We start from the raw sequence: 25,004 nt of genomic DNA on the forward strand, positions 1-25,004 counted from the left end.
TGGGCTTTCAGCGTTCCACGGCCAGGGCGACGCCCATGCCGCCGCCGATGCACAGGGTTGCAAGGCCTTTGTTCGCATCGCGACGCACCATTTCATGCAGCAGCGACACCAGAACACGGCAGCCAGACGCACCGATGGGATGGCCCAGAGCAATGGCGCCGCCGTTCACGTTAACCTTATTGGTATCCCAGCCCAGGTCGCGATTGACGGAGATGGCCTGGGCGGCAAATGCTTCGTTGGCTTCAATCAGGTCGAGATCGTCAACCCCCCAGCCGGCCAGTTTCAGGCAGCGCTGGCTGGCGGGAATCGGGCCGGTGCCCATGATGGTCGGATCTACGCCGGCGTTGGCGTAGGCTTTGATGGTCACCAGCGGGGTCAGGCCCAGCTCTTTGGCCTTCTCTGCGCTACACACCATGACGGCCGCTGCACCATCATTGAGCGAGGAAGCGTTGCCAGCGGTCACCGTGCCGTCTTTCTTGAAGGCCGGGCGAAGCTTGCCCAGGCCTTCGCTGGTTACACCGGCGCGGGGCCCTTCGTCTTTGCTGATAACGACCGGGTCACCCTTGCGCTGGGGGATCGATACCGGCACGATTTCGCCCTCGAAGTGCCCGGCTTCCTGCGCCGCGACAGCTTTTTGCTGAGACGCTGCGGCAAACTTATCCTGTTCTTCCCGGCTGATGCCGTATTTCTCGACAATGTTCTCAGCCGTGACGCCCATGTGGTAATCGCTGAAGGCGTCCCAGAGGCCGTCTGTAATCATCGTGTCGATCATGGTCCAGTTGCCCATGCGCTGACCGTTGCGGCTGTTGGGCAGGACGTGAGGGGCCAGGCTCATGCTTTCTTGTCCGCCGGCGATAATCATGTCGGCATCGCCGCAGCGGATAGCCTGTGCAGCCATATGCACAGCTTTGAGCCCGGAGCCACACACCTTGTTGATGGTCATTGCCGGCACAGACGCCGGAATGCCGGCATTAATGGCAGACTGGCGGGCAGGGTTCTGGCCAGAGCCTGCAGTTAACACCTGGCCGAGCAGTACTTCATTGATCTGGTCGCCGGCGACACCGGTCTCTTCCAGCAGTGCCTTGATAACGGCAGTGCCAAGCTGATCCGCACGCAGGCTGGAAAGGCCTCCGCCAAACGATCCGATGGCAGTACGCCGGGCGGCAACAATGACGACATCACGCATGGGGTTTCTCCGTTTAAATGTTGTGCGGCTGGAGGCAAAGCAGACAGAGCCTTACCCTTATCTCATGGAAAACTGCGCCTATTGTAGCCGGAAAGGCGGGGCCGGCAAAAGCTCGGCGCGATCACGGTGGTTACATATTCAGGCTTCGCCCACCGTCCACAGAAATAATCTGCCCGGTAATAAACGGAGCTTCGGTTAGCAAAAACATAATGGTTCGGGCGATGTCGTCCGGTGTGCCAGTGCGGTTCAGGGGCGTTTTCGCCAAAATTTTACGCTGATAGTCTGCATTAACCGCTGTGTCGCCTTCTGGCCAGAGAATGGCTCCGGGGGAGACGCCGTTTACTCGCACTTCGGGTGCCAGGTCATTGGCCCAGGAGCGGGTGAGGGCGGCGAGACCGGCCTTGCTGGCGCAGTAAAGTGGATGTTCCTCCAGCGGCTTTTCGCTATAGATATCGATGAGGTTCACGACACTGCCGGAGCTCTCACGCAGCGCAGGCAGGCACGCTTGCAGAAGAAAGAAAGGCGCCTTCAGGTTGGTGTGCATGATGCTGTCCCAGTCGTCTTCAGTCACCTGCTCAGTCGGGTTCGGATAGAACACCGATGCATTGTTAACCAGCGCGTCCAGTCGCCCCCAGTATAACGTTGCCTCATGGCCAAGGCGCTTTGTCTCTGCCAGTTCGCTCAGGTCGGCCTGCAGCGCGATTGCAGAGTTCTGGCGCTGGTGGTTCATGGTTTCTGCGAGGTTTTGGGCCTGCGTGTCACGGCTCCGGTAGTGGATCACCAGATTCCAGCCCTGTTTGTGGAGTAACTGCGCGGTGCGGGCGCCAAGGCGATGCGCCGAACCGGTAATCAGGGCAACGGGTGTATTTGCGGGCATGGAGTTTCCTCAGGTTGGTGACCAGGAAGCTGCCTGAGCTATACGCGCCAGGCGCTCGGTCCGGATTGCTTCGCCCAGTTCTTTGCCGGAAAACCCCTGCTTTATTAATGTTTGAGGATCAACGTCCGACGCGGCAACGACGGCTTTCTCGAGTGCTTCAAGAAGTTGTCGGTCCACAGGGTCAAGGCTGCATCCCAGCACCTGTATCAGTTGTGAGAAGCGCTCGGGCCGGCGCCAGACGTCGGACTTTTCCAGTAACTCAAGAAGTGTGCCTGCGCTCGGCTGGACTGGGTCGAGTTGCTTGATCACTGGCGTAAACGCTGCTGCCAGCCTGGCAAGTTGCTGGCAGTCATTGGGTGCTTTCATCGCCTTCGATCGTGCCACGCAGGTGCGCTCATCAAGCCTGCCGAGCAGTGCAGCATAGCGCTCTGCTGCAGAACCGTCGTTGGCGTGAACGCAGTTGAGGGCATTCATTGCAGCGTGGAAGTCGGCTTCAGATGCCAGTTCGGGTATCAGTACGTCGAGTGCGCCGCAGTCTCGCAGTACCTGGAAAAAGGTGCAGGGGGTGTTTTCATGCAGGGCCCGCTGGATCTCCTGCCATACCCGTTCGGGCACAAGATGTTCCACTTCGCCGTCGGTAACCATGGTGTGCATCAGGGTCATGGTTTCTGTGCAAACGCGAAAGCCAAGAGGCTGAAAGCGCGCCGCAAAACGTGCGGTCCTCAGGATCCGAAGCGGGTCTTCCTTAAAAGCTTCGGATACGTGGCGCAGCTCTCGCGATTCAAGATCTTTTTTTCCATTAAAGGGGTCTGTCAGTTCGCCTTGTTCCGAGCGCGCCATGGCATTGATGGTCAGATCTCTGCGCAGCAGATCTTCTTCAAGCGTGACATCCGGCGCGCTGTATACGCTGAAGCCGTGATAGCCGTGCCCCTGCTTGCGCTCGGTGCGGGCGAGGGCGTATTCCTCATGGGTTTTGGGGTGCAGGAATACGGGGAAGTCTGACCCAACCTGGGTAAAGCCCCGGGCGAGCATCTGCTGCGGGGTCGCGCCTACGACTACCCAGTCCCGGTCTTCGACTTCCAGGCCCAGTAATTCATCGCGTACGGCTCCGCCAACCAGATAGGTTTGCATGAAGGGGCAGGTTCCTTTCGAAGAAGTGTGCGGGAATTATCCTTTGCCTGGGCGGGTCAGGCAAACCCCGTTATTCTGTAGGGCTTGCCTGACGCCAGAAATAACCCTCAGAGCCGGGTCAGAAAGAAGTGCCCAACTCCAGAGCCGCACCTACATCGGCACTGCTGAACAGGGCGCCGAGGTCAAAACGTACGCCCATCAGATTGAGCCCGAGGCCGGCAGTAAACTGGGTTTTCTCCTCAATGCCTTCGTTATCGTCGTTGCTGGCCAGGTTATGACGGACACCGGCACGGAGCTGGGCGTAGCGCCAGGCATCAAATTCGGCGCCCAGCGCAAGCCACTGAGTGTCATCTTCAAAACCGAAGGCTTCTTTTTTGGTCAGGTCAATTTCGGCTGTAACAACGTGGTAGGGGCTCTTGTGCGCGATGCCCACGGTTGCCGTTGGGTTGAGCTTGAGAGATCTTACTTGCTCGCCGAGCAATGGGCGGCTTGCCGCGGAATCCAGCTCCATCGGGATCAGGTTTTTAACGGCGACACCGGCGTTCCATTGTTTTTCATCGCCAAAAGCGTAAGCCGCACCTATGTCGAGGTTAAAGCCACTCTTGCTGGTCTGATACTGATCACCGTCGAATTCGTCATCTTCGAAGCCGGAAACGGTTTCTGTGTATTGGTAAGTTCTCAGCTCGACATACTTTGGTGAAATGCCCAGTTGCAGAGTTCTGCCGTTATTTAGCTCCAAAGCATGTGCAAAGCTGAGACCTGCTTCGACGACTGCGGACGCAAGAACTCTGCCGCGCGATTGGAGATCGTCGGTAGCGCCCGGTATCAATATTCCATTTTCGATAGCTCGAAGTTTTGCGTCATCGCTCTGGTCGTACTCACCCCGGACCGTAGCAGTGAGGTTCCCGTTGCTGAACACACCAACGGACAGTGTCTTTCCCGGAATGGCGAGAGCGAGACCGAGGCCGGCATTGGCACGCATGGTGTCCTTATCAAAATCTTCGAATTGCTCACGTAGCTGGCCGGCCAGTTGTTGGGCATCGGTTGTATCTGAGGTGTTGATTGCTGCCTCAAGTTCATCAATTGTCTGTTGAATGTCATCAACCTGATCTATCGTTTCTTCTTCATCCGCAACCCTTACATTGATGGATGGCAGGGCGAGGCCAAAGTCATCTGACCATGAGTGGTGGTCAGCAGCCATCATGGCCGGGTTGGCTGAGGTGGCAGAAGAAGGATGAGCAACAGCTACGCCGGTTCCACCCATGGCGAATGAGCGTGAAGACATGAATGCCTGAGGGCTGGCAAGTGCGGAAGTGGTGGCCACGGATAAACTCAGGGCAATGAACAGTCTGGACAGGCGATATTGGTGCATTTGGGTACCTTGGTAAAAAAGAGATATGAATTGCTGGATTTCTAAACTTTTGAAAGATTAGAGCAATATGGGTACCCGGACATGACATAAGCGGTAACGGTTTGTCTTTGATGTGTAAACAGAGGCAGTTTATTGCCGGTTTCACACTCCGCTTTGTTCCGTTTGCCCAGAAAACGATTTTAATCAGCGTGTTAGAAAAACTGGCGCGAATCTTTCATGGATACCGGAAACGGTTAGCTGAAACGATCTCTGGAGACAAAAGCATGATCATTCGCTGGATACTAATCCCCTTTCTGGCATTTACACTGGCGGCCTGCGCCCCCGTAGGTGGCCACCGGGACAGCGGCGGAAACAGCGCTCAATCAGACGTAAGGTTTGAGCCTGTTACGGTGCGAGTCAGTGGCTTCGGTACTTATGAGGATGTCAGTGCGGACCGGCTGAACACTCGCAAACGGCTGATGGCGCGCAGGGCATCGCAGATGGATGCATACCGAAACCTTGCAGAGCGGGTTTACGGCACTGTTATCTATGGCAGCGCTACCGTGAACGATTTCGTTCTTCGTAATGACGTGTTCCGCACCTACGTGGACAGCTACATCCGTGGGGCCAAAATGGTCGCGGTTAATGAGCACAGCGACGGTGTTATTGAGACGGTAATGGAATTAAAGCTGGAGCCACGCTTCCGTGCCTGTGTGGCCAAGGTGGATTCTGATCAGGTTCAGGACCTTTGTGCGATACCCATGCCCCGGTACAACGACAGTGTTGGTGATGTGCAGAGCAGAAACGTCGACTCTCTGTACTATCTGGATTGAGGAGGGGCGGCAAAGTGAACGAACAAACGGGTAGGGAACGATGCGCGGGTTTATAAAGCAGTGCGTGCGATTGGCACTTTGGTGTTCATTGATGCCGCTGATGCTGGCTAGCAGCGCTCACGCCGTTGTTCTGGAGGGCGTGGGTCATGCCAATATCCATGACGATGATCTTACCTCTGCCCGTGCTGAAGCGCGCAACGCGGCCATGCGAGATCTTGCCCTGCAGTATGAGGCTCAGGTAAGCACTAGCGACACCATGGAAAACGGTGTTCTGACAGAGTCCAGAATGCGCCTGGCTTCAAGCGCCAGGGCACGGAATGTGAAAGTTATTGATGAGCACCGTAGCGGCAATCTGCTTCGTGTGACAGTGCGTGGCGATATCTCCGCCGGGAAGGCAAGTTGCGATGGCGGAGAGGCCGGGCGGTTGAAGAAGCGGATAGCGGTTACCGGATTCCCACTGCTGTATCCGGATCAGGCCAGGGTGGGGCGCATTGATGATGCTGGCGAAATCCTGCCGCAATTGCTTCAGCAAGACCTGCGGGAAACCGGCAATCTTCAGGTGTTTTCGACCACCAGCACGCACTTGTTTTCCGACCTCCTGAATGCGCCGACGGTACAGCAGGGCGGTAACCGCCTTACGAATGTGATTCAGGTGGCGCGGGAAATGGGGGTTCAATTTGTAGTGGCCGGCGTTATCCGGGATGTTGGTGTTGCAGATCCTGCCGCCTGGGGCTCTTCCGTTCTCGATAAGATGAAGCGGGGCATCGGTGCATCGGATATGCGCCGTCGCTTTGTGGTGGATATGGTGGTTCTGGATGGTTTCAGTGGCTCGCCGGTCTATCAGCAGCGTTTTGAAACCGCAGCCGACTGGAATGCAGGCCCCGGCAGTGCCGCGGGATTCGGCTCTGAAGGGTTCCGGAAAACACACTACGGAGAGGCCGTGGCCGGTGTTATCGGCGACATGGCGCAGGCAACAACCGAAGCCCTTGCGTGCCAGCCCTTTATGACACGTATTACCCGGGTAGACGGGCAACTCGTGACGCTGGCATCAGGTGCGACAGCTGGTTTAAGGCCGGGAGATGAACTGAATCTGTATCGCAGTGCCCGGTATTTTGATTCGTTGGGAGGAACGCCGGAGCTGAGTGACAGCCAGATGAAGGTGACGCTCAACAATGTTCATCCGGACTTCAGTAACGGCCGTATGCCCCAGGTTGGTGGGCAGGTTAACATTCAGCGCGACGACATTGCCATTATCTGGTAGCTCACCGTAAGGCCGGTGAGCTTGATCAGGCCGCCACTTCAGCAGCTGCGATATCGCGGATCTTTCCGACCATGGAGCGCAGACCGTTGCCGCGGGTCGGGGATATGTGATTGAACAGGTCCAATCGTTCGAACAGCTCGTCGATGTCCGTTGCCAGCAGGTCTCTGGGAGGCCTGCCATTAAGCGCAACCAGGATCAGTGCAGCAAGACCGCGCACGATCAGCGCATCGGAATCAATGAGTAAATAGAGCTTTCCGCTGGTTTCGTCATAATGGGAAATCAGCCATACCTGGCTCTGGCAACCGTGAACATAGTTCTCTTCGATTCGCGCATCGTCCGGAAACGCCGGCAGCTGTTTGCCAAGGTCGATAATAAATGCGTACCGCTCTTCCCAGTCGTCCAGAAACTCGAAGCTGTCCAGCACGTCCTCAAGCGTCGGGTTTTCCCCGAGCGGGTTGTCCATAAAATCCTGTTCTGTCGCTGGCATTTATAACATTCCCAGTTCGAGTTTGGCTTCGTCGGTAAGCATGTCGTTGTTCCAGGGCGGATCAAAAGTAAGCTCAACGGTTACCTTATCTACGTTGGGTACGTGCTCAACCTTGACCTTCACATCTTCAGTAATAACGGGTCCCATGCCGCAACCTGCAGCCGTGAGAGTCATCAGTATGAAAACATGGTTGCCTTCAGCCGTATTATTTTCGATCCGGCATTCATAGATCAGACCCAGATCCACCACGTTAACCGGAATTTCCGGGTCGTAGCAGTTGCGTATGGCTTCCCACACCTGGTTTTCGTTGATGGACCCGTCTGCCGGCGTCTCAAAGCTGCTTTCCAGCGGTTTTTTGCCCAGAGCATCGGCGTTGTGGCCTTCGATGCGGGCGAGGTTGCCATTAACCGCAACCGTAAAAGTGCCACCCAGTGACTGCGTGATGGTTACAAAGCTGTCTACCGGAATCATGATTTCCGTTCCGGTTGGAACAAGGCGGGCTTCCACCTCGCGTTTGGTCAGGACGACTTCACGTTCTTGCATGCCTGGTTAAACCTCTTTTGGCGCAGCGAGGGGCGGAATCAGCTTACGGTAAAGCTCTCACCACACCCGCACTCGGCGGTGGCGTTTGGATTGCGGAACTGGAACATGGAGTTCACGCCTTCGGTAACGAAGTCGATCTCGATGCCATTCACCAAGGACAGGTGTTCCTCTTTCACAAACACATCAACGCCATCAATGTGGAATATTCTGTCGTCGTCCGACGCTTCATCCACCCATTGGGTTTCGTATTTGAAGCCGGAGCATCCGCTTTTTCTGATCGCCAACCGAATTCCTTTGGCGCTCGATGCTTTGTCGAGTTGCTTGCGCACGTGCTTGACGGCACTTGGCGTCATGGTGACGCCTACGGTCGGTGTGAAGACTTCTGCGGTCATGGTGTCTCCTCCATCAGGCAAACAGGCGCTGGACTTTCTGTAAGGCGGTAAACAATTGTTCCACCTCATCCAGTGTATTGTAAAACGCAAAGGAGGCCCGGGCTGTACCGGGAACTCCGTAGAAATCCATCAGCGGCATGGCGCAGTGGTGGCCGGTACGAATGGCGATGCCTTGCTGGTCCAGTAGGGTCCCTATGTCACTCGGGTGCAAGCCCTGGATTTTAAAAGATATTACAGGCACTTTGTGCGCTGCAGTACCGATAATGCTCATGCCAGGGACAGTTTCAACCAGTTGGTTGGCGCGCTGCAGGAGCGCATTTTCGGCCGTTTCCATTGCCGCTCTGTCGAGGTGGCTCAGGTAGTCGATAGCAGCGCCCAGGCCTACGGCTTCGGCGATAGCCGGTGTGCCGGCCTCAAATTTGTAGGGTAGGACATTCCAGGTGGTGCGCTCGAAGGATACCCGTTCAATCATCTCGCCGCCGCCCTGGTACGGAGGCATTTCTTCCAGTAGCGCGGCTTTGCCGTAAAGTACGCCAATGCCCGTTGGGCCAAACAGCTTGTGGGACGAGAACACGTAGAAATCGCAATCCAGTGTTTGCACGTCCGGCTGAAAGTGGGGTACTGCCTGCGCGCCATCAAGCAGGGTAATGACGCCGCGAGCCTTGGCCTGACTCACCATCGCTGTAACGGGATTGATGGTGCCCAGAACGTTGGAAACATGGGTGATGGCCAGTACGCGGGTACGCTCAGTCAAAAGGGTGGTGAACGAATCCATATCCAGCTCGCCTTCTGGCGAGACCTGAATCGGCACCACTTTTGCGCCGGTACGTTCGGCGATCATCTGCCAGGGCACGATGTTGGCATGGTGCTCCATGCGGCTTACCAGAATTTCGTCGCCGGCTTTAAGTCTCGGTGCCAGGCCATTTGCCACCAGGTTAATGGCCTCGGTAGTGCCCTTTGTCCAGATGATTTCCTGTGTGCTGCGTGCATTCAGAAAGCTGCGCACTGTTTCGCGGGCACCTTCAAATGCCGCTGTGGCACGGTCGCCCAGGGTGTGGGCGCCCCGATGTACATTGGAGTGCATTTCCCGGTAATAGCGGTCCATGGCATCCAGAACAGCGAGTGGCTTTTGCGCCGACGCACCATTGTCCAGATACACAAGCGGTTTCCCGTTCACCTGTTGTGAGAGAATAGGGAAATCACGGCGGATGGTTTGTACATCAAACGCCTTTAGGGTCGCTGTGTTTACCACGGACAGGTCAGTCATACCGGTCAGGCCTCCTGAAATGCTTGATCAAAGAACTGATTAAGCCGGGTTTGTACCGTGTCTTTTACGGCGTCCACCGGGATCTGGGCTACCAATTCGTTGATGAATGCCATGGTCAGCAGTACGTTGGCTTCCCTGCGGCTGATGCCACGTGATACCAGATAAAAAAGCGACTCTTCGTCGAGCTGTCCGATGGTTGCCCCATGGGCACATTTTACGTCATCAGCATAGATTTCCAGCTCGGGCTTGGTGTCGATTTCTGCACCGGTGGAAAGCAGCAGGTTTTTGTTGTTCATATTCGCGTTGGATTTCTGTGCATCCTGATGAATATGAATTCGGCCATTGAATACAGCGTGAGACTTGTCCGCCGCGATGTTGCGATAAGTTTCTTCACTGTCGCAATGGGCCGCTATGTGCTCAATGGTGGTGTGGTTGTCGTAGTGCTGGGTGCCCTGGGTCACAACTACGCCGTTGAGCTTGCACTCAGCGCCTTCGCCTTCCAATCGCACTTGCAGGTCGTGGCGACGAAGGGGACCGCCAAATCCTACGCAGTGGCTCTGAAAGCGTGAGCTGCGTTGCTGTGTTACACCAGTGGCGCCGATGTGCTGCACGTTCTCGCCGCCCATGCTCAGGCGAATGTTGGTAACGTTCGCACCTTCTGCAAGGGTAAACTCGGTTACAGAATTTACAAAAACCGCTTCCTGGCCGCTGGAAATATACTCTTCAACCAAAGTAATTTGGCTGTTGCGACCTGCGTCCACAAAAATGCGTGGGAAGGCGGATCCGCTGGCGTCTGCGGTCACCTCATGGATGATAAACAGAGGTTGATCAAGAACGGCATCCGGCTTCAGGCGAATTACCAGGCCGTCTTCAAAGCGTGCTGAGTTCAGACCTGCGAACTGCACGGCTTTGGTGTCGAGGGTCGTGTCCAGACGCTCAGCCAATTCGCTGGCTTCTGCATCGGACAGGTCGCCGAAGCGCTGGATAAGAATATTGTTCAGATCCGGATACTCGCTGGCTTCCGGCACCATCACGCCATTGATGAAAACCACCTTGTAGCCCGGCACGGCCAGTGCGCTGCCGGTCTTACCGTCGGTTGGCAGTGATGTAGCCATTTCGTCAGTCAGCTTCAGGTACTTGCTGGAATACTTCCAGTTTTCGGTTTTACGCGTCGGCAGAGGCATATCCACCAAGGCAGCGCCGCGCTGCTTGCGCAACGCGAGAAGGGGCCCAGGTAGCGCTTGGCCAGCCGGGTGCAGGAACGCGGTGGAAAGAAGAGTTGGTGCTGGTTTCATTCCGCGATCTCCTTAGTTGGCTGAGCTGGCTGCAGTTGCTTCATCCTTGATACCAAGCCAAGCGTAGCCGCGCGCTTCCAGCTCCAGAGCCAGCTCGCGACCACCGGATTTCACGATTTTGCCATCGGCCAGAACGTGCACGTAATCCGGTACGATGTGATCTAGCAGGCGCTGGTAGTGAGTCACCATCAGGATTGCGCGGTCTTTTGCGCGTAAGGCATTCACGCCGTCTGAAACTACCTTGAGGGCGTCGATGTCCAGCCCCGAGTCGGTTTCGTCCAGAATGGCCAGCTTCGGCTGCAGCAAGAGAGCCTGCATGATTTCGTTACGTTTTTTCTCACCGCCGGAGAAGCCTTCATTTACGCCGCGCTTGAGGAATGCGGGATCCAGGTCTACCTGCTTTGAAACTTCCCGCGCCAGCTTCATGAATTCAGCCGCGTTCATTTCCGGCTCGCCCCTGTGGTGGCGCATGGCGTTCACAGATGTGCGCATGAACTGCAGGTTACTGACGCCCGGAATCTCTACGGGGTACTGAAACGCCAGGAACACGCCTTCTCGCGCCCGCTCTTCGGTTTCTTTCTCAAGCAGGTTGTCACCGTTCAGAGTAACTTCACCTGAGGTGACTTCAAATGCGTCGTTCCCTGCGAGCACCTGGGAAAGGGTACTTTTGCCTGACCCGTTCGGGCCCATGATGGCATGTACTTCCCCGGCTTTGATTTCCAGGTTGATGCCCTTGAGGATCTCTTTCCCCCCAACGGAGGCGTGCAGGTTTTTGATGCTCAGCATTTGTAGGCTTCTCTCTATTTTAACCGTCTGAATTCTGTTTGCTTATGCAATGCTTTGGGTTCATGCCGCCTTAGCCGACGGACCCTTCGAGGCTCACCTCAAGAAGCTTGCCGGCTTCAACCGCAAACTCCATAGGAAGTTCCTTGAAAACTTCTTTGCAGAAACCGTTCACAATCATGGAAACGGCCTGCTCCGGATCGATGCCACGCTGGCGGCAAAGGAACATCTGCTCATCGCTAACCTTGGATGTGGTGGCCTCGTGCTCCACGATCGCGGATTTATTCAGGCTCTCGATGTACGGGAACGTGTGCGCACCGCAGCGGTCGCCAATCAGCAGCGAATCGCACTGGGTGAAGTTGCGCGCACCCTCCGCGCGGGGGCCGAACTTGACCAGACCGCGATAGGCGTTGGAGCTTTTGCCGGCAGAAATCCCTTTTGAGATGATCGTGCTGGAAGTGTTTTTACCCAGATGAATCATCTTGGTGCCGGTATCAGCCTGCTGGTAGTTGTGGGTGAGTGCTACTGAGTAGAATTCGCCGACACTGTTTTCGCCGCGCAGGATGCAGCTTGGGTACTTCCAGGTAATTGCCGAGCCCGTCTCAACCTGGGTCCAGGAAACCTTGGAGTTTTTGCCGATGCAGGCCGCGCGTTTGGTGACGAAGTTATAGATGCCACCTTTGCCGTTCTCGTCGCCCGGGTACCAGTTCTGTACCGTCGAGTATTTGATCTGAGCGTCGTCCAGTGCGACCAGCTCTACCACCGCTGCGTGCAGCTGGTTTTCGTCGCGCATGGGGGCGGTGCAGCCTTCCAGATAGCTAACGTAGCTGCCTTCGTCAGCAATGATCAGCGTGCGCTCGAACTGGCCAGTATTTGCTGCGTTGATGCGGAAGTAGGTAGATAGCTCCATGGGGCAGCGAACGCCCTTGGGAACATAAACGAAGGTTCCGTCGGAGAATACGGCGGCGTTCAGCCCGGCAAAGTAGTTGTCGGTGTGGGGTACTACGGAACCGAGGTATTTTTGAACCAGCTCCGGATAGTCGCGGACAGCTTCCGAGATTGAGCAGAAAATAACACCGGCTTTCGCCAGTGGCTCTTTGAACGTGGTGGCTACGGATACGGAATCAAACACCGCGTCCACGGCCACGCCCGCGAGCTTCTCACGCTCGTGAAGAGGGATGCCCAGTTTTTCGTAGGTCCTGAGGAGCTCGGGGTCTACTTCGTCGAGACTCTGGGGCATGTCCTCTTTGCGCTTGGGAGCGGAGTAGTAGGAAATTGAGTTGTAATCGATTTTTGGGTAGCCCACGTGCGCCCAGTCAGGCTCTTTCATCTCAAGCCAGCGACGATAGGCCTTGAGGCGCCACTCCAACATGAATTCCGGCTCTTTCTTGATGGCAGAAAGGCGGGCGATAACGTCTTCATTCAAACCGGGCTCGAACGTATCAACTTCGATTTCTGTTACGAAACCGTGTTCGTATTCCCGTTTGATCAGTTCGTTCACCTCTTGGTCGGTGGTCGCCATGATCGTCGCTCCGTATTCTCTCTCGCGGGCTCTGAGGCCCTTTGGTTTGCCGGCAACCAGAGTGGGTTGCGGGAGGCTAATTTAATGCTTCTGGTACAGGATTGTACAATACCAGAGTAAATTAGTCAGGTATTAAATTATGGGAAAATCGATTATATCGCAATACACCCGTCAGAGGCTAAGCCTGACGGGCGCAGAGCGCTTGGGTATGAGTTTATACGGAGTTCCAGGCCTGATGGGGTATCAGGCTTCGGGTGGCAGAATGCGGGTAAGGTAGCTGTGCTGCAGCGAATCGGGAGTGTGCGGCGGGCGGGGTATGCGAACAATGTGGCCACTGCCGGGGGCGCAATCCATAACGACGCCGTTCAAATTTTCCATAACCGGTATCGCGAACAACAGATTGCCGGATGGCGTGATCAGTTCTAGCTGGTCGCCAGGTGCAAACTTGTTCTTTACATTGATGGTCAGCCAATTGCCGTCATCATCGGTGATAGTGCCAACCACTTGCTGTGTGCCCAGATAGGACGAGCCCCTTTCGTAGGTCTGGTATTCCTGAGGCATGTGGCGGCGCAGAAACCCTTCGGTGTACCCGCGGTTGGATAAAGCTTCCAGCTCGTTCATCAGGCTCATGTCAAATGCCTTGCCTGTTGCGGCTTCATCAATGGCGCGGCGATACACCTGGGTGGTGCGGGCCACGTAGTAGGTGCTTTTGGTGCGCCCCTCTATTTTCAGTGAGTGCACACCCATTGCCGCCAGCTCCGCCACGTGCTGCACTGCGCGCAGATCCCGGGAGTTCATGATGTAAGTGCCGTGTTCATCCTCGTAGGCGGGAATAAAGCTGCCTGGGCGGTTGGGCTCCTCCAGAAGGATTTCTTTCGGCTCGTAGCTATGCACATCGCTGGTGTCTGACGTGGCAATCAGGTCGCCGGTGTGGTCGTGGGTATGCTGCACTTCCTTGTAGTCCCAGCGACAGGCATTGGTGCAGGCACCCTGGTTGGCGTCTCGGTGATTCATATAGCCGGAGAGCAGGCAGCGCCCGGAATAGGCCATGCACAGTGCGCCGTGAACAAACACCTCCAGCTCCATTTGCGGAACCCGCTCACGGATGTCCCGGATTTCACCGAGGGCGAGCTCCCGGGACAGAATGACCCGGCTGATGCCCTGGCGACGCCAGAATTCCACCGTCGCCCAGTTTACCGCGTTGGCCTGAACCGACAGGTGAATAGGTTGGTCTGGCCACTTTTCCCGAACCAGCATAATCAGGCCAGGGTCTGACATGATCAGAGCGTCCGGCTTGTATTCGAGCACCGGTTCCAGATCTCTCAGATAGGAGCGCACCTTGTCATTGTGGGGTGCTATGTTCGAGACCAGATAGAACTGTTTACCCAGAGTGTGGGCGCGTTGGATGCCTGCGCCCAGCGCCGCGGTGTCTTTGAAGCTGTTATTGCGCACCCGTAGAGAGTAGCGCGGCTGGCCGGCATAGACCGCATCCGCGCCATAGGCGAACGCGGTTTCAAGGTGCTCGAGAGTGCCAGCGGGTGCCAGCAGTTCCGGGATGATCATTGGGGTGCTCCGGATAAATCGGTGGCTGGCTATTTTGCCGCAAGCTATTGCGCTTTCCCTTGACCCCGCTCAAACGTCTTATTGATTATTTTCGGCTAACATGTGTACGCTGTATGCCGGATTGAGTGGGTCAGTATTCATGAATAAGGAGAATCACAGAATGGGATTAGAGCCTCTGGGCCCAGAGGTGGTGCGGGTTTCACTGAGTAACAGAGTGAGTTCACTGATCAGTATTCAGCTTGCCCGTGGCAAGGTGGGTGTTGAAGTGGTGGCATCGCAGTTGCACATGAGCCGGTACACGCTTCACAAGAAACTGAAGCGGGAAGGGTTAACCTTTGCCCGTCTGCTGGAAGATGTGCGCCGTAAGCAGGCGCTGACTTACATGCAGGATAAAACCAAGCCGCTGGTGGAGATTGCCGAGCAGCTCGGGTTTTCTGAACTGAGCGCATTCAGCCGGGCATTCAAGCGCTGGATGGGCACTTCGCCGGCTGAATATCGCTCTGTCAGGCTTTCCTGATCAGTACTTCTTGAACACCAAGGTTGCATTAGTGCCGCCGAAGCCAAAACTGTTGCTCATAACGAGATCCAGGTTCTGGTTATCCATGCGCTCGCGTACTATCGGATAACCTTCAGCACCTTCATCCAGGTTCTCGATATTGGCTGAGGGTGCTATAAAACCTTCCCGCTGCATGATCATGCTGTAGATGGCTTCATGAACGCCGGCTGCGCCAAGAGCGTGGCCGCACAGAGGCTTGGTTGAGCTTAGCGGCGGTATCTTGTCGCCAAAGGTCGTTTTCAGCGCTGTCAGTTCTGTGACATCGCCGGCCGGTGTGCTGGTGCCGTGGGTGTTAATGTAGCTGATCTCGCCGTCCAGGTTTTTCATGGCCTGCTGCATGCAACGTATGGCGCCTTCGCCGCTGGGTGCAACCATGTCGGCACCGTCTGATGTAGCGCCAAAACCAACCAGTTCCGCAATGATATTCGCACCGCGAGCCTCGGCATGCTCCAAGGCTTCGAGCACCACGGTGCCACCGCCTCCGGAGATAACAAAACCATCACGGTCTTTGTCGTAGGTGCGGGATGCCTTTTCAGGGGTATCGTTGTACTTGGTTGAAAGCGCACCCATGGCATCAAACATCAGGCTCAGGGTCCAGTGGATGTCCTCGCCGCCGCCGGCAAGCATGACATCCTGACGCCCCAGAGCAATCTGATCTGCAGCATGGCCAATAGCGTGTGCGCTGGTGGCGCAGGCTGAGGTAATGCCGTAGTTGATACCAGTAATGCCAAATGCCGTTGCGATGGTAGCGTTGATTGAGCTGCCCATAGTGCGGGGCACGCGATAAGGCCCAACGCGACGAATGCCTTTGGCGCGGTGGGTGTCGATCGCATCGAGAAGCTCAACAGTTGATGCGCCGCCGGTACCAAAAACGGCGCCGGTGCTGTTAGCTGTGAGGTGCTCTTTGGTCAATCCAGCCTGTTCAATGGCTTCGCAGGCCGCGAGATAGGTGTAACCTGCAGCCGGGCACATGAAGCGCAGAAGCTTGCGGTCGATCAAGTCCGGCAAATTCAGATTGATCTGGCCACATACATGGCTGCGCAAACCATTGTCACGGGCTTCTTCGCTGAAGCCGATACCTGGGATGGACTCCTTCAGGGAGCGGGTTACTTCTTTCTGGTTAGTGCCAAGGCTGGAGACAATCCCCATACCGGTGATAACAACACGCCGCATCTTGTTAACTCCTAAAAATCATCGGTGGAAGTGAATACGCCAACCCGCAGGTCTTTAGCCGTGTAGATTTCTCTGCCATCCACTTCCATGCGTCCGTCGGCAATGGCTAGCGTGAGTTTACGTTTGATCACGCGCTTGATGTCGAGGTAGTAGCGCACTTTTTTGTTTGTGGGCAGAACCTGGCCGGTGAACTTCACTTCTCCGGCGCCCAGTGCGCGACCTTTGCCCTCGCTGCCGTCCCACGCTAGGTAAAAACCAACCAGTTGCCACATGGCATCAAGGCCGAGACAGCCGGGCATGACGGGGTCGTCGACAAAATGGACTTTAAAAAACCAGAGATCCGGATTGATGTCCAGCTCTGCCACCAGGCTGCCTTTTCCGTAAAGGCCGTCGTCGGTTCCCACGTGGGTGACGCGGTCAACCATCAGCATCTCATCTATGGGCAGCCGCGTGGCGCCCGGGAAAAGTTTGCCATGACCACACTTAATCAGGTCTTCTTTGTCAAAATGATCCGGGTTCATAGTGCCATAGTCTCTGTTACAGAATGATTTATTGTCACTTTAGCTGTTATTTCGCGAGTCGCTATTGACCATTAGTGGATGATTAACGTTTAAGCGGTGTAGTTGCAAGTGCCAAATGTTCGTCAAAAGGCGGAATTCAGGATAGAAAAAAGGGCAGGCTCTCCACGAACCTGCCCTTTTTAAATTGCATCAGAGATAAGTTGCGCTGCCCCCCCCCCCCCCCTCAGCCCGGGCGGCCGTCAGGTCTGGGGCTTGCAAGTATTTTGGTGTAGCGCACCAGAAACATGCCGTAGGCGAAAATCCAGAGCAGGCTGCTGCTGCCGATCCCTGGATGCCAGGGAATAAAATCAAACGCGGTAAGCACACGGATCAAAGCTGCCATCTGAATGGCAACAAACGCGATAACCATGCCTTTTGGCAGCACCAGAGGCCGGCCAGTGTGGCCAAGAGTCACTCGGGCGATGACTCCCAGAATAAGACAGCTGATAGCGCCGGTACCCGCCGCATGGCTCCAGGCGTTGGATGGCCAACCCGCGAAAAGCGTGCCCGCGAGAAGGTACAGAGAAACCGGCACCCAGAGAATGGACAGATGAAGAACCCACAGCAGGGGTTCCTTGCGAGCAAGCCAGCCTTTCCAGTTGACCAGGCGAACGAGCATGAGCGTGCCGGCTAAGATTGCCAGAATCCCCGTGAGAGTTTGCCAGCCTGTCACCAGCGATGCGGTAAGCAAGATCATCGAGAAGAGCGTTGCCATATCCAGCGCCGGAATGGTTTTTACGGCGGCGGCATCCAGCCCATGCTGGCGCAGCCAGCCTGTTGTGAACGCGGGGGTGATGCGCCCACCCACAATACTGATAAGTGCCATAGACATAATTAACGCGCCGTGGCTGAAGGCCATGTCCAGACGGGTAACAAAGCCTATTTGCATCAGCCACAGCAAGCCCAGAACCACCAGAATCATAAGCTGACGCTTTTGCTTTGCGTGCCAGACACGCCATCCGGCATCCAGCATTACCAGCGGAAGGAAAGCCAGATTAAAACCTTGAACCAGCCAGTCCGGCAAATCAGCACCAAAGGCCAGAAGCAGGCGCCCGACCAGCCATACACCCCACAGCAACACCAACCGGAAGCCGTGAGTACGCTCGGTCTGAGTCCATACGCAGACGGCGGTCAGCAAAAAACCGGCGATAGCGGCAGACAGAAAACCAAACAGCATCTCGTGCTGGTGCCAGAACAGCCCCGGCATAGCGAGGGGCAGGTTGATGACACCGGTTACCTGCAAAACCCATAGAGGAACGACCAGCAGCGCCAGCAGCGTCATCGACAGAAAGAAAATGCGGAATGGATAGCCGAAAAGCTGGCTGACACTGGCGGAATCGGCCTGAGCGGATGTAGGAATAGCCTGCATGTTGGTTCCTGCTAATACATATATATTAGTTATATGTTAAACGCATGTGGCCAGAAATAACATACCCGGTTGGTGGTATCTTTGCGTACAATGCCGCTATCGTTTTGATTCACAATGGAATGATTTATGAGTACATACGTGATCCTGAAAACTCTCCACATGTCCACAGCCTACCTGACGGTCATCCTGTTCACGCTGAGACTGCTGATGGACGCCGTGGGAAGGCCTGGTTGGCGCCAGACGCCGCTGCGCTGGATTCCCCACGCCAACGACACTGTACTGCTGGTCGCAGCTATCAGTCTGCTATTTGTTGGCGGCTGGAACCCGCTGGAACAAGGCTGGATTCTGGCTAAAATCGTGTTGTTGCTGGGCTACATCGCTGCCGGGCTGTTCGCGTTGAGAGTCACCGTATCACGCCCCGTGCGTATTGTTGCAGCCGTTCTGGCCTTGCTCCAGGTGTCATTCATCTTTCACCTTGCGATGACCAAACCCGTTCTGTTCTGACTTGGTGTAGCTTATTAGCTCGGCCAGTTGGCCCTGCACCTCTCGAAGTTGGCGCGTAATTTCATCGCGCTCATCGTGAGCCTGCCGGGCCTGCTGAGCGTTTTGTTCCTCGCTCATAACCTCCAGAATCGCCCCGATCATCATGTTCAGAAAAACAAACGCCGTCAGAAAAATAAAGGTCAGGTAGTAAATCCAGCTTAGTGGGTATTGCTCCATGGTCGCGTACATCACATCGGTCCAGTCCTCGAACGTGGCTACCCGGAACAGCGTCAGCATCGATATCGCGACATCGCCCCAAAGCTCATTGTCAACGCTGGCAAAGAACATCGAGCCCATCGCCGCATAGATATAGAAAATGATAAACATCAGAAGCGCGATGTAACCCATGCGCGGAATGGCTTTGAGCAGAGAATTGATCAGGAACCGCAGCTCAGGCACCACCGACACCAGACGCAACACCCGGAAGACTCGCAACAACCGCCCCAACAAGACGGCTTCAGAGTTGTCGAGAGGGATAAGGCTGCCAACCACCACGAGTGTGTCAAACAGGTTCCAGCCGTCCATCAGGAAGCGCCGTCTGGCCGGGCTGGCCGCAAAGCGGAACAGAATCTCGATCAGGAAAAACAGCGTGATAGCGGTATCCATCACGCTCAGTGACTGCTCTACCAGGGGCGGCAGGTCATAGGTCTTGGCGCCAATGGTTAAAGCGGAAAGAATGATAATCGTGATGACCACGCCCTGAAAAAGCGTACTGGACTCAATTCGGTGTAGCTGGTTAAAACCGGAAGTGGGGCTTAGTTGGGGCAACATGGCAGACAAAGGCTCCAGATCATTCGGGGGAGGGCTGAATTCTAAAGGGCTGCGCTGCAATAGGATAGCTTGAATGGTGCCCGGAGGCTGTCAGTGGCAGAAGCAGCGCCTCGGGCACAATAAACATGATTTATGCAGCGGGATCAGAATTATTCATTCGTTTGGTGCTGCAAGCTTTTCCATAATCGGAGCACACATAACAATTCCAAAAACGAGTGACATTCCATGAAAGAAAGACCTGAGTTGGCCGGGTGGCGCTGGGGGCCTTTCACGTTCCGCGTTCCTTTCTACCATACGCGGTTGTGCTGGCCCGAGTTTTTACAGGGGCTTTTTGTTTCTGCTGCCACGGGCCTGGCGTTGATTCCGGTCATGACAGCGTTCTTCGGTCTGAGCTTTGAAGAAGCCGTTGCCCTGTCGATGATTCATGCTTCTCTGATTGCTTCAGCTGTTATCGTGTTTGGTGAACCCTACGCCGCCGGATGGATAACGCCAGCGCTGCCATTGATTCTGGCCTTTGTGATCGGCGGCTATGATGACCCGGCCAGCAGATTCCAGGCAATGACGGCGCTAAGCCTGGTTTTCGCATCGCTTGTTCTGGTTCTCGGTATTACTGGCCTGGGTCGTCGTTTTGTCATCTGGTTACCCGATACCCTCAAGGCTGGCATTATACTGGGCGCCGCGATTGCTGCGCTCAAGCGGGTCTTCGTTGATGATGCAGAGCGTTTTCTGCTTGAACAGCCCATTGCAACCGCGCTTGCTTGCGGTATCTGCCTGATCTTCACTTTCTCGATTCCCATGCAGAAGCTCAAAGCGCGAAACCGGTTTTTCTTTATGTTGGGATCGCTGGGCCTGTTGCCCGGTTTTCTGGCAGCGGCGGTTATCGGGCCCCTGGTGGGCGAAGTGAACTTCGATATCCAGTGGGGATTTATTGTGCCGCCTCTGGGTGAGGCCATGGCGAAAGCTTCGCCGCTGGCCAATGGCTGGCCGTCCCGCGAGATGCTGATACAAAGCATTCCCCTGGCGCTGATCGCCTACATCATACTTTTCGGCGACCTTGTCACCGGCAATGAGGTGTTAAGGGAAGGGTTGAAAACTCGTAAAGACGAGCACATCGACATAAATCTCAATCGTACCCACTTTTCCTTGTCGATTCGCAACGCGCTCATGGGAATTGTTGCACCCTTCTTCCCGACCCAGGGAGCCGTGTGGACAGGTGTGCATGTGATCGTGGTGCAGCGCTGGAAGCAGGGGCCTACGGCAATGAATAGCCTGCACAGCGGCCTGGCGTCCTATTACCTGATGGGTTTGCCGTTTATTTATTTCCTGCTGCCCCTGCTGACCGGGCTTAAGCCGCTGCTGGGCATTGCGCTGTCACTGACGCTGGTTCTCACCGGCTTTGCCTGCGCCTATATTGCCATGTCTATTCCAAGGGACAATACCTCAAGGGGAACGGTGGTTCTGATTGGCGCCTGTCTTGCTTTCTTTGAGCCCTGGATAGGCTTGTTGATTGGCGTAGTCGCAACCCTCGCTCTGGTGGGCTGGGACCGGAACCCGGATCCTATTCCCCATGACGAATGAGTGGAAGGCTGGCTGCCCGTCAAGGAGAGGGCTGCCAGCGGCAGAGCAATATCCGGTTACGGCTTTTTCCGGTTGAGCGGGTAGAACAGTTGCGGTGACGCCAGTTCCGGCAAGTCGGTCTGCTCCTTATTCGCGGCCCACTCGACGCGCTCAGCTGAACGAATGGCGTAATGCATCCACGCCAGCGCCGCGGCAGCAATGATGAACATCAGCATAAAGCAGCTCTGCCAGATACCGGTAAAGTCATTCAGAGCGCCGAATGTCAGTGGCAGGATAAAACCACCGAGCCCGCCAATCATTCCGACCACGCCACCGACAGCGCCAACATGCATTGGGTAGTAGACCGGTATGTGTTTGTATACGGCGGCTTTACCGAGGGACATGAAAAATCCCAGGGTAAAAATCAGCACCACGAACACTGGCAAGCTCATTTCGAGCTTGAAGCGTACGTCGCCTTCTATTCCGTGTACCACGTAATCCGTAGGCGGATAGCTCAACAGGAACGTGCAGATAACCGATGCGATAAATGTCCCGTACATCACACGCCGCGCGCCAAAGCGGTCGGACATCCAGCCCCCCAGAATCCGGAACAGTGATGCCGGAATGGTGTAGAGCGCGGCGATCATGCCGGCTGTTCGAATGTCCAGACCGTAAACGCCAATCAGATAGTGTGGTAGCCAGAGCGCCATAGCCACGAAAGCCCCGAACACGAAAAAGTAGTAAAGCGAAAAGCGCCAGACCCGTGGATCCCTCAGCGGCTCCATCTGCTCCATAAACGAACGTTTCTGCTCGTCGTCTTTACGACCAGCAGAAACCGGATCTTCTTTAGCCAGCAGGATAAAAACAACGCCCATAACCGCCAGCACCGACGCATAAATCTGCGCAGTAGCCTCCCAACCCAGTGCCACCAGCAAAAAGGGCGCGCCGAAATTGGTTACAGCAGAACCGACATTGCCTGCGCCGAAGATGCCCAGAGCTGTGCCCTGACGGGCGGGTTCAAACCAGGCGGCGGTATAGGCCACGCCTACGATAAAGGCGCCTCCGGCCAGGCCAACGCCAAGGGCTCCCACGAGAAGCATCGGATAGGTAGTGGCAAAGGTCAGCAGGTAAACACAGGCTGCAGTGGTCAGCATGAGTATGCCAAACACCCAGCGCCCGCCGTAACGATCGGTCCAGATACCAAGGAACAGCCGGCTGATTGAACCGGTCAGGATGGGAGTGGCCATAAGCAGGCCAAGCTGAGTGTCCGAAAGGCCCAGATCTTCGGCAATGCGGATGCCGATAATGGAAAAAATCGTCCAAACCGCGAAGCAAAGCGTGAACGCCAGTGTGGAAAGGCCAAGTGCTCGATGCTGCTGTGGTTTGGTTGGCAAGATCATTGTGGTGGCGTTCCTTGTCTGCATTTAACGACCTGTGTTTATGGTCTTTGTAACAATATCAAAACCCGGTTTTTTGGGGTGAGGGCAATGGAGGTACCTCTAGCGGGATGGCTTGGTGGTAGGCGTTGGCGGGGATTTTATGGGAGGGAGTACAGCCCTGATTGCACTGGTGGGGTACCTGCTGTGCCTTTTGATTTTAATCAATTATGCATGGGTGTGGAGTGTGGGCTAATGCTGACCAATATCAATTGGCGCGCTGCGTTTGAGTGGCATTACCGCCACTGGAGATTGCTATGAAAATTATGATTGCCTACGACGGCTCCAGGAACGCAAAGCTGGCCCTGGTCCAGACGATTACGATGTTTCGCGAACTGAAACCGCAGATTGCCCTGGTGGCTGTAGCAGAAAACCCGAGAGACATCACCGCCGGAAACGAAGACATGTTCCAGGAGGAGCTGGCCGAGTTGAAGCAGCATCTTGTTGATGCACAGGTGGTTTGCGAGAGAGAGGGTGTTGCCTCAGAAACACTGCTTCTGGAGGGCGATGCCCGCAAGATGCTGCTTTATGCCGCGGAGAAGAAGATCAGGCCCGGCATGCTTGTTATCGCTCGCCACAGTGAAGAGGTGGACGGCGGCCTGATCGCCCGTTCGCTGAACTACTTCGTGGACGAACTGGATTACATGACGTTCGGCAAGGTCAGCTCGTTTCTTGCGCGCCGTGTCCAGTGCCCGTTACTTATCCTGCCCAGCTGCTAACAGCTGCTGGCACTGAAAGAGCTGAGAGCCCACGGAGGCTTAAATGAAAGTCGCAGACGTATTCGGTTTCAAAAATCCAGAGATCAAGGCCCTGCACCTGACCTGGATTGCGTTTTTTATCACATTCTACGTATGGTTCAACATGGCGCCGTTGGCGTCCAGCATGCTCAAGAGTGTCGACTGGCTGACCCCGGACGACCTGCGCCTGTTCGCTATCTGTAACGTGGCACTGACGATCCCCGCGCGCATCCTTGTGGGCATGGCTCTTGACCGCTTTGGCCCGCGCCGGGTGTTCTCTATATTGATGGTGTTGATGTCCATTCCGGCGCTCACCTTCGCGTTTGGCGACACCATGACCCAGCTGCTGGTCAGCCGACTGGTGCTCAGCTCCATCGGCGCCAGCTTTGTAGTGGGCATCCACATGACAGCCATGTGGTTCAAACCCCGCGATATCGGCTTTGCCGAGGGTTTCTACGCAGGCTGGGGTAACTTCGGTTCCGCAGCGGCGGCACTGACTCTGCCTACCATTGCTCTGCAGATGTACGGCGGCGATGACGGCTGGCGCTGGGCCATTGCCCAGAGCGCTATCGTGATGGCGCTATACGGCGTTTACTACTGGTTTGCTGTTACCGACGGCCCGGTAGGGACCGTTCACCGCAAGCCGCGTAAAGCGACCGCGCTGGAGGTCAGCACCTGGGGCGATATGGTAAAGCTGATTCTGTGGACCATTCCCCTGATTGGCGTTCTGGCAATCCTGGTATGGCGCATTGAAAACATGGGCTACCTGAGCGTGACCGGTGCGATTATTGCCTACGTAGTCATCGTTGCGATCGTGTGCTACCAAATAGCGCAGATTCTTCGGGTGAACCTGCCTATCCTGAAAAAAGGTGTTCCGGAAGACGACAAGTATCCGTTCAACAGTGTTGCTGCGCTGAACAGTACCTACTTTGCCAACTTTGGTGCGGAACTGGCGGTGGTCTCCATGTTGCCGATGTTTTTTGAGCAAACCTGGAGCCTGAGCGCTGCTGCCGCAGGTATGGTTGCCGCTTCCTTCGCATTCGTGAATCTGGTTGCCCGCCCCATGGGCGGCATGGTTTCCGATCGCATGGGTAACCGCCGCTTCGTGATGCTCAGTTACATGTTTGGTATTGCGGTTGGTTTCGCACTGATGGGCCTGCTCAACTCCAGTTGGCCGCTGATTATTGCTGTGGCAATCACTGTATTCACTTCCTTCTTTGTGCAGGGCGCAGAAGGCGCAACCTTCGGTATTATCCCGTCGATCAAGCGTCGCCTGACCGGGCAGATTTCCGGTATGGCGGGCGCTTACGGTAACGTGGGTGCGGTGGTTTATCTGACTATCTTTACCTTCGTAACACCTAACCAGTTCTTCTTCATCATCGCTGGCGGCGCCTTTATCAGCTGGGTGTTGTGCCTGATGTGGCTGAAAGAGCCGGAGTCCGGTTTTGCTGAAGAGTATAATGTGTCTTCTGTAGACCTTCAGATCGAAGACGAAGAGCGTAAGCGCCAGGCAGCACTCGGTAAGGCGTGATGCTGAAGTAATATAGCTCGAACCCAAGCCCCGCCGGGAGTGATCCCGGCGGGGCTTTTTTGTGGGTGCTTATGTACCGGTTGCGCCGACTGTATTGATGGGTTGGATGTCTGTTTGTAGTGGGTCCACATGTTTGCAGCCATTGTTGAGGCTCGATCCGGGGCTCCTGGTATGAGGTGTGAGCCTCTCCCATGTCGGTGTGCAGGGAGGTATGGGTGTTGCTACATGCCCGCTGGGATGGCCCGTGGGGCGGAGCCTGCGCTGCGTATGACTGCCGGTC

24 protein-coding genes are annotated in these 25,004 nt (G+C 55.6%); 7 read left to right on the forward strand and 17 right to left on the reverse strand.

Features of this window, described 5'->3' with window-relative positions:
* Positions 1–7: 7 nt before the first annotated feature.
* The 4 genes from FFI90_RS10730 to FFI90_RS10745 all read right to left on the reverse strand — a co-directional run bounded on the left by FFI90_RS10730 (position 8) and on the right by FFI90_RS10745 (position 4,566).
* On the reverse strand, positions 8–1,186 hold the full coding sequence (locus tag FFI90_RS10730) for an acetyl-CoA C-acetyltransferase (RefSeq protein WP_144777995.1): 1,179 nt from the start codon (positions 1,184–1,186) through the stop codon (positions 8–10).
* Between the two features lie 130 nt (positions 1,187–1,316).
* The gene (locus tag FFI90_RS10735) at positions 1,317–2,063 is read right to left on the reverse strand and encodes a pteridine reductase (RefSeq protein WP_144777996.1); all 747 of its coding nucleotides are present in this window, start codon (positions 2,061–2,063) and stop codon (positions 1,317–1,319) included.
* Between the two features lie 9 nt (positions 2,064–2,072).
* Complete coding sequence (locus FFI90_RS10740) at positions 2,073–3,194, reverse strand: tRNA nucleotidyltransferase/poly(A) polymerase-related protein (RefSeq protein WP_144777997.1); 1,122 nt, start codon at positions 3,192–3,194, stop codon at positions 2,073–2,075.
* Positions 3,195–3,312: 118 nt separating this feature from the next.
* The gene (locus tag FFI90_RS10745) at positions 3,313–4,566 is read right to left on the reverse strand and encodes a conjugal transfer protein TraF (protein WP_144777998.1); all 1,254 of its coding nucleotides are present in this window, start codon (positions 4,564–4,566) and stop codon (positions 3,313–3,315) included.
* A 263-nt stretch (positions 4,567–4,829) separates the two neighbouring features.
* Between FFI90_RS10745 and FFI90_RS10750 the strand changes: the two genes are divergently transcribed.
* Positions 4,830–5,378: an LPP20 family lipoprotein gene (locus FFI90_RS10750; protein WP_144777999.1), complete on the forward strand. Its 549-nt coding sequence runs from the start codon at positions 4,830–4,832 to the stop codon at positions 5,376–5,378.
* A 91-nt stretch (positions 5,379–5,469) separates the two neighbouring features.
* Positions 5,470–6,639 (forward strand): flagellar assembly protein T N-terminal domain-containing protein, encoded by a 1,170-nt coding sequence (locus tag FFI90_RS10755; protein WP_246123536.1) that lies wholly within the window; start codon positions 5,470–5,472, stop codon positions 6,637–6,639.
* A 25-nt stretch (positions 6,640–6,664) separates the two neighbouring features.
* On the opposite strand, the gene FFI90_RS10760 is transcribed toward FFI90_RS10755, so the two are convergent.
* From FFI90_RS10760 to trhP, 8 genes are all read right to left on the reverse strand, one after another.
* Entirely contained in the window at positions 6,665–7,126 is a 462-nt protein-coding gene (locus FFI90_RS10760) for a SufE family protein (protein ID WP_144778001.1), read from the reverse strand.
* Positions 7,127–7,669, reverse strand: a complete 543-nt coding sequence (sufT, locus tag FFI90_RS10765; protein WP_144778002.1) for a putative Fe-S cluster assembly protein SufT — start codon at positions 7,667–7,669, stop codon at positions 7,127–7,129.
* A 38-nt stretch (positions 7,670–7,707) separates the two neighbouring features.
* A complete protein-coding gene (locus tag FFI90_RS10770) occupies positions 7,708–8,061 on the reverse strand; it encodes a HesB/IscA family protein (protein WP_144778003.1) in 354 nt (117 codons plus the stop codon).
* A 13-nt stretch (positions 8,062–8,074) separates the two neighbouring features.
* On the reverse strand, positions 8,075–9,328 hold the full coding sequence (locus FFI90_RS10775; RefSeq protein ID WP_144778004.1) for an aminotransferase class V-fold PLP-dependent enzyme: 1,254 nt from the start codon (positions 9,326–9,328) through the stop codon (positions 8,075–8,077).
* Positions 9,329–9,333: 5 nt separating this feature from the next.
* Complete coding sequence (gene sufD / locus FFI90_RS10780) at positions 9,334–10,623, reverse strand: Fe-S cluster assembly protein SufD (RefSeq protein ID WP_144778005.1); 1,290 nt, start codon at positions 10,621–10,623, stop codon at positions 9,334–9,336.
* Positions 10,624–10,635: 12 nt separating this feature from the next.
* Positions 10,636–11,409: a Fe-S cluster assembly ATPase SufC gene (gene sufC / locus FFI90_RS10785; protein WP_144778006.1), complete on the reverse strand. Its 774-nt coding sequence runs from the start codon at positions 11,407–11,409 to the stop codon at positions 10,636–10,638.
* Between the two features lie 70 nt (positions 11,410–11,479).
* On the reverse strand, positions 11,480–12,928 hold the full coding sequence (sufB, locus tag FFI90_RS10790) for a Fe-S cluster assembly protein SufB (RefSeq protein WP_144778007.1): 1,449 nt from the start codon (positions 12,926–12,928) through the stop codon (positions 11,480–11,482).
* A 243-nt stretch (positions 12,929–13,171) separates the two neighbouring features.
* Positions 13,172–14,491, reverse strand: a complete 1,320-nt coding sequence (gene trhP / locus FFI90_RS10795; protein WP_144778008.1) for a prephenate-dependent tRNA uridine(34) hydroxylase TrhP — start codon at positions 14,489–14,491, stop codon at positions 13,172–13,174.
* Positions 14,492–14,651: 160 nt separating this feature from the next.
* On the opposite strand from trhP, the gene FFI90_RS10800 reads away from it, so the two are divergent.
* Positions 14,652–15,008 carry a helix-turn-helix transcriptional regulator gene (locus FFI90_RS10800; protein WP_144778009.1) on the forward strand — a complete coding sequence of 119 codons (357 nt, stop codon included), beginning with the start codon at positions 14,652–14,654 and terminating at the stop codon, positions 15,006–15,008.
* Here FFI90_RS10800 and fabB read toward each other — a convergent pair whose 3' ends face one another.
* From fabB to FFI90_RS10815, 3 genes are all read right to left on the reverse strand, one after another.
* Positions 15,009–16,220, reverse strand: a complete 1,212-nt coding sequence (fabB, locus tag FFI90_RS10805) for a beta-ketoacyl-ACP synthase I (protein WP_144778010.1) — start codon at positions 16,218–16,220, stop codon at positions 15,009–15,011. It lies immediately after the preceding gene.
* 11 nt (positions 16,221–16,231) lie between these two features.
* Positions 16,232–16,741, reverse strand: coding sequence for a bifunctional 3-hydroxydecanoyl-ACP dehydratase/trans-2-decenoyl-ACP isomerase (gene fabA, locus FFI90_RS10810; protein ID WP_144778011.1), 510 nt, complete (start codon positions 16,739–16,741; stop codon positions 16,232–16,234).
* Positions 16,742–16,964: 223 nt separating this feature from the next.
* On the reverse strand, positions 16,965–18,149 hold the full coding sequence (locus FFI90_RS10815; RefSeq protein WP_144778012.1) for an NnrS family protein: 1,185 nt from the start codon (positions 18,147–18,149) through the stop codon (positions 16,965–16,967).
* A 126-nt stretch (positions 18,150–18,275) separates the two neighbouring features.
* On the opposite strand from FFI90_RS10815, the gene FFI90_RS10820 reads away from it, so the two are divergent.
* Positions 18,276–18,653: a SirB2 family protein gene (locus tag FFI90_RS10820; RefSeq protein ID WP_144778013.1), complete on the forward strand. Its 378-nt coding sequence runs from the start codon at positions 18,276–18,278 to the stop codon at positions 18,651–18,653.
* Here the strand turns inward: FFI90_RS10820 and FFI90_RS10825 are convergent.
* Positions 18,609–19,463 (reverse strand): ion transporter, encoded by an 855-nt coding sequence (locus FFI90_RS10825; RefSeq protein WP_144778014.1) that lies wholly within the window; start codon positions 19,461–19,463, stop codon positions 18,609–18,611. The genes FFI90_RS10820 and FFI90_RS10825 overlap by 45 nt on opposite strands.
* Before the next feature lie 225 nt (positions 19,464–19,688).
* On the opposite strand from FFI90_RS10825, the gene FFI90_RS10830 reads away from it, so the two are divergent.
* Complete coding sequence (locus FFI90_RS10830) at positions 19,689–21,041, forward strand: hypothetical protein (RefSeq protein WP_144778015.1); 1,353 nt, start codon at positions 19,689–19,691, stop codon at positions 21,039–21,041.
* A 56-nt stretch (positions 21,042–21,097) separates the two neighbouring features.
* Here FFI90_RS10830 and FFI90_RS10835 read toward each other — a convergent pair whose 3' ends face one another.
* Positions 21,098–22,420, reverse strand: coding sequence for an MFS transporter (locus tag FFI90_RS10835; RefSeq protein WP_144778016.1), 1,323 nt, complete (start codon positions 22,418–22,420; stop codon positions 21,098–21,100).
* Between the two features lie 293 nt (positions 22,421–22,713).
* Between FFI90_RS10835 and FFI90_RS10840 the strand changes: the two genes are divergently transcribed.
* Complete coding sequence (locus FFI90_RS10840) at positions 22,714–23,175, forward strand: universal stress protein (RefSeq protein WP_144778017.1); 462 nt, start codon at positions 22,714–22,716, stop codon at positions 23,173–23,175.
* 43 nt (positions 23,176–23,218) lie between these two features.
* Positions 23,219–24,724 carry an MFS transporter gene (locus FFI90_RS10845; RefSeq protein WP_144778018.1) on the forward strand — a complete coding sequence of 502 codons (1,506 nt, stop codon included), beginning with the start codon at positions 23,219–23,221 and terminating at the stop codon, positions 24,722–24,724.
* Positions 24,725–25,004 lie beyond the last annotated feature (280 nt).

The sequence above is a fragment of the Marinobacter maritimus genome, assembly GCF_007671675.1.
Taxonomy (GTDB): Bacteria; Pseudomonadota; Gammaproteobacteria; order Pseudomonadales; family Oleiphilaceae; genus Marinobacter; species Marinobacter maritimus.

Coding starts and splice junctions, on each gene's coding strand:
- FFI90_RS10845 (WP_144778018.1), top strand. CDS start 23,219: ATGAAAGTCGCAGACGTATTCGGTTTCAAAAATCCAGAGATCAAGGCC.
- trhP (WP_144778008.1), bottom strand. CDS start 14,491: ATGATCATCCCGGAACTGCTGGCACCCGCTGGCACTCTCGAGCACCTT.
- FFI90_RS10835 (WP_144778016.1), bottom strand. CDS start 22,420: ATGATCTTGCCAACCAAACCACAGCAGCATCGAGCACTTGGCCTTTCC.
- FFI90_RS10770 (WP_144778003.1), bottom strand. CDS start 8,061: ATGACCGCAGAAGTCTTCACACCGACCGTAGGCGTCACCATGACGCCA.
- FFI90_RS10840 (WP_144778017.1), top strand. CDS start 22,714: ATGAAAATTATGATTGCCTACGACGGCTCCAGGAACGCAAAGCTGGCC.
- sufT (WP_144778002.1), bottom strand. CDS start 7,669: ATGCAAGAACGTGAAGTCGTCCTGACCAAACGCGAGGTGGAAGCCCGC.
- FFI90_RS10825 (WP_144778014.1), bottom strand. CDS start 19,463: ATGTTGCCCCAACTAAGCCCCACTTCCGGTTTTAACCAGCTACACCGA.
- FFI90_RS10815 (WP_144778012.1), bottom strand. CDS start 18,149: ATGCAGGCTATTCCTACATCCGCTCAGGCCGATTCCGCCAGTGTCAGC.
- FFI90_RS10745 (WP_144777998.1), bottom strand. CDS start 4,566: ATGCACCAATATCGCCTGTCCAGACTGTTCATTGCCCTGAGTTTATCC.
- FFI90_RS10820 (WP_144778013.1), top strand. CDS start 18,276: ATGAGTACATACGTGATCCTGAAAACTCTCCACATGTCCACAGCCTAC.
- sufC (WP_144778006.1), bottom strand. CDS start 11,409: ATGCTGAGCATCAAAAACCTGCACGCCTCCGTTGGGGGGAAAGAGATC.
- FFI90_RS10760 (WP_144778001.1), bottom strand. CDS start 7,126: ATGCCAGCGACAGAACAGGATTTTATGGACAACCCGCTCGGGGAAAAC.
- fabA (WP_144778011.1), bottom strand. CDS start 16,741: ATGAACCCGGATCATTTTGACAAAGAAGACCTGATTAAGTGTGGTCAT.
- FFI90_RS10755 (WP_246123536.1), top strand. CDS start 5,470: ATGCCGCTGATGCTGGCTAGCAGCGCTCACGCCGTTGTTCTGGAGGGC.
- sufD (WP_144778005.1), bottom strand. CDS start 10,623: ATGAAACCAGCACCAACTCTTCTTTCCACCGCGTTCCTGCACCCGGCT.
- FFI90_RS10750 (WP_144777999.1), top strand. CDS start 4,830: ATGATCATTCGCTGGATACTAATCCCCTTTCTGGCATTTACACTGGCG.
- sufB (WP_144778007.1), bottom strand. CDS start 12,928: ATGGCGACCACCGACCAAGAGGTGAACGAACTGATCAAACGGGAATAC.
- FFI90_RS10740 (WP_144777997.1), bottom strand. CDS start 3,194: ATGCAAACCTATCTGGTTGGCGGAGCCGTACGCGATGAATTACTGGGC.
- FFI90_RS10800 (WP_144778009.1), top strand. CDS start 14,652: ATGGGATTAGAGCCTCTGGGCCCAGAGGTGGTGCGGGTTTCACTGAGT.
- fabB (WP_144778010.1), bottom strand. CDS start 16,220: ATGCGGCGTGTTGTTATCACCGGTATGGGGATTGTCTCCAGCCTTGGC.
- FFI90_RS10775 (WP_144778004.1), bottom strand. CDS start 9,328: ATGACTGACCTGTCCGTGGTAAACACAGCGACCCTAAAGGCGTTTGAT.
- FFI90_RS10830 (WP_144778015.1), top strand. CDS start 19,689: ATGAAAGAAAGACCTGAGTTGGCCGGGTGGCGCTGGGGGCCTTTCACG.
- FFI90_RS10735 (WP_144777996.1), bottom strand. CDS start 2,063: ATGCCCGCAAATACACCCGTTGCCCTGATTACCGGTTCGGCGCATCGC.
- FFI90_RS10730 (WP_144777995.1), bottom strand. CDS start 1,186: ATGCGTGATGTCGTCATTGTTGCCGCCCGGCGTACTGCCATCGGATCG.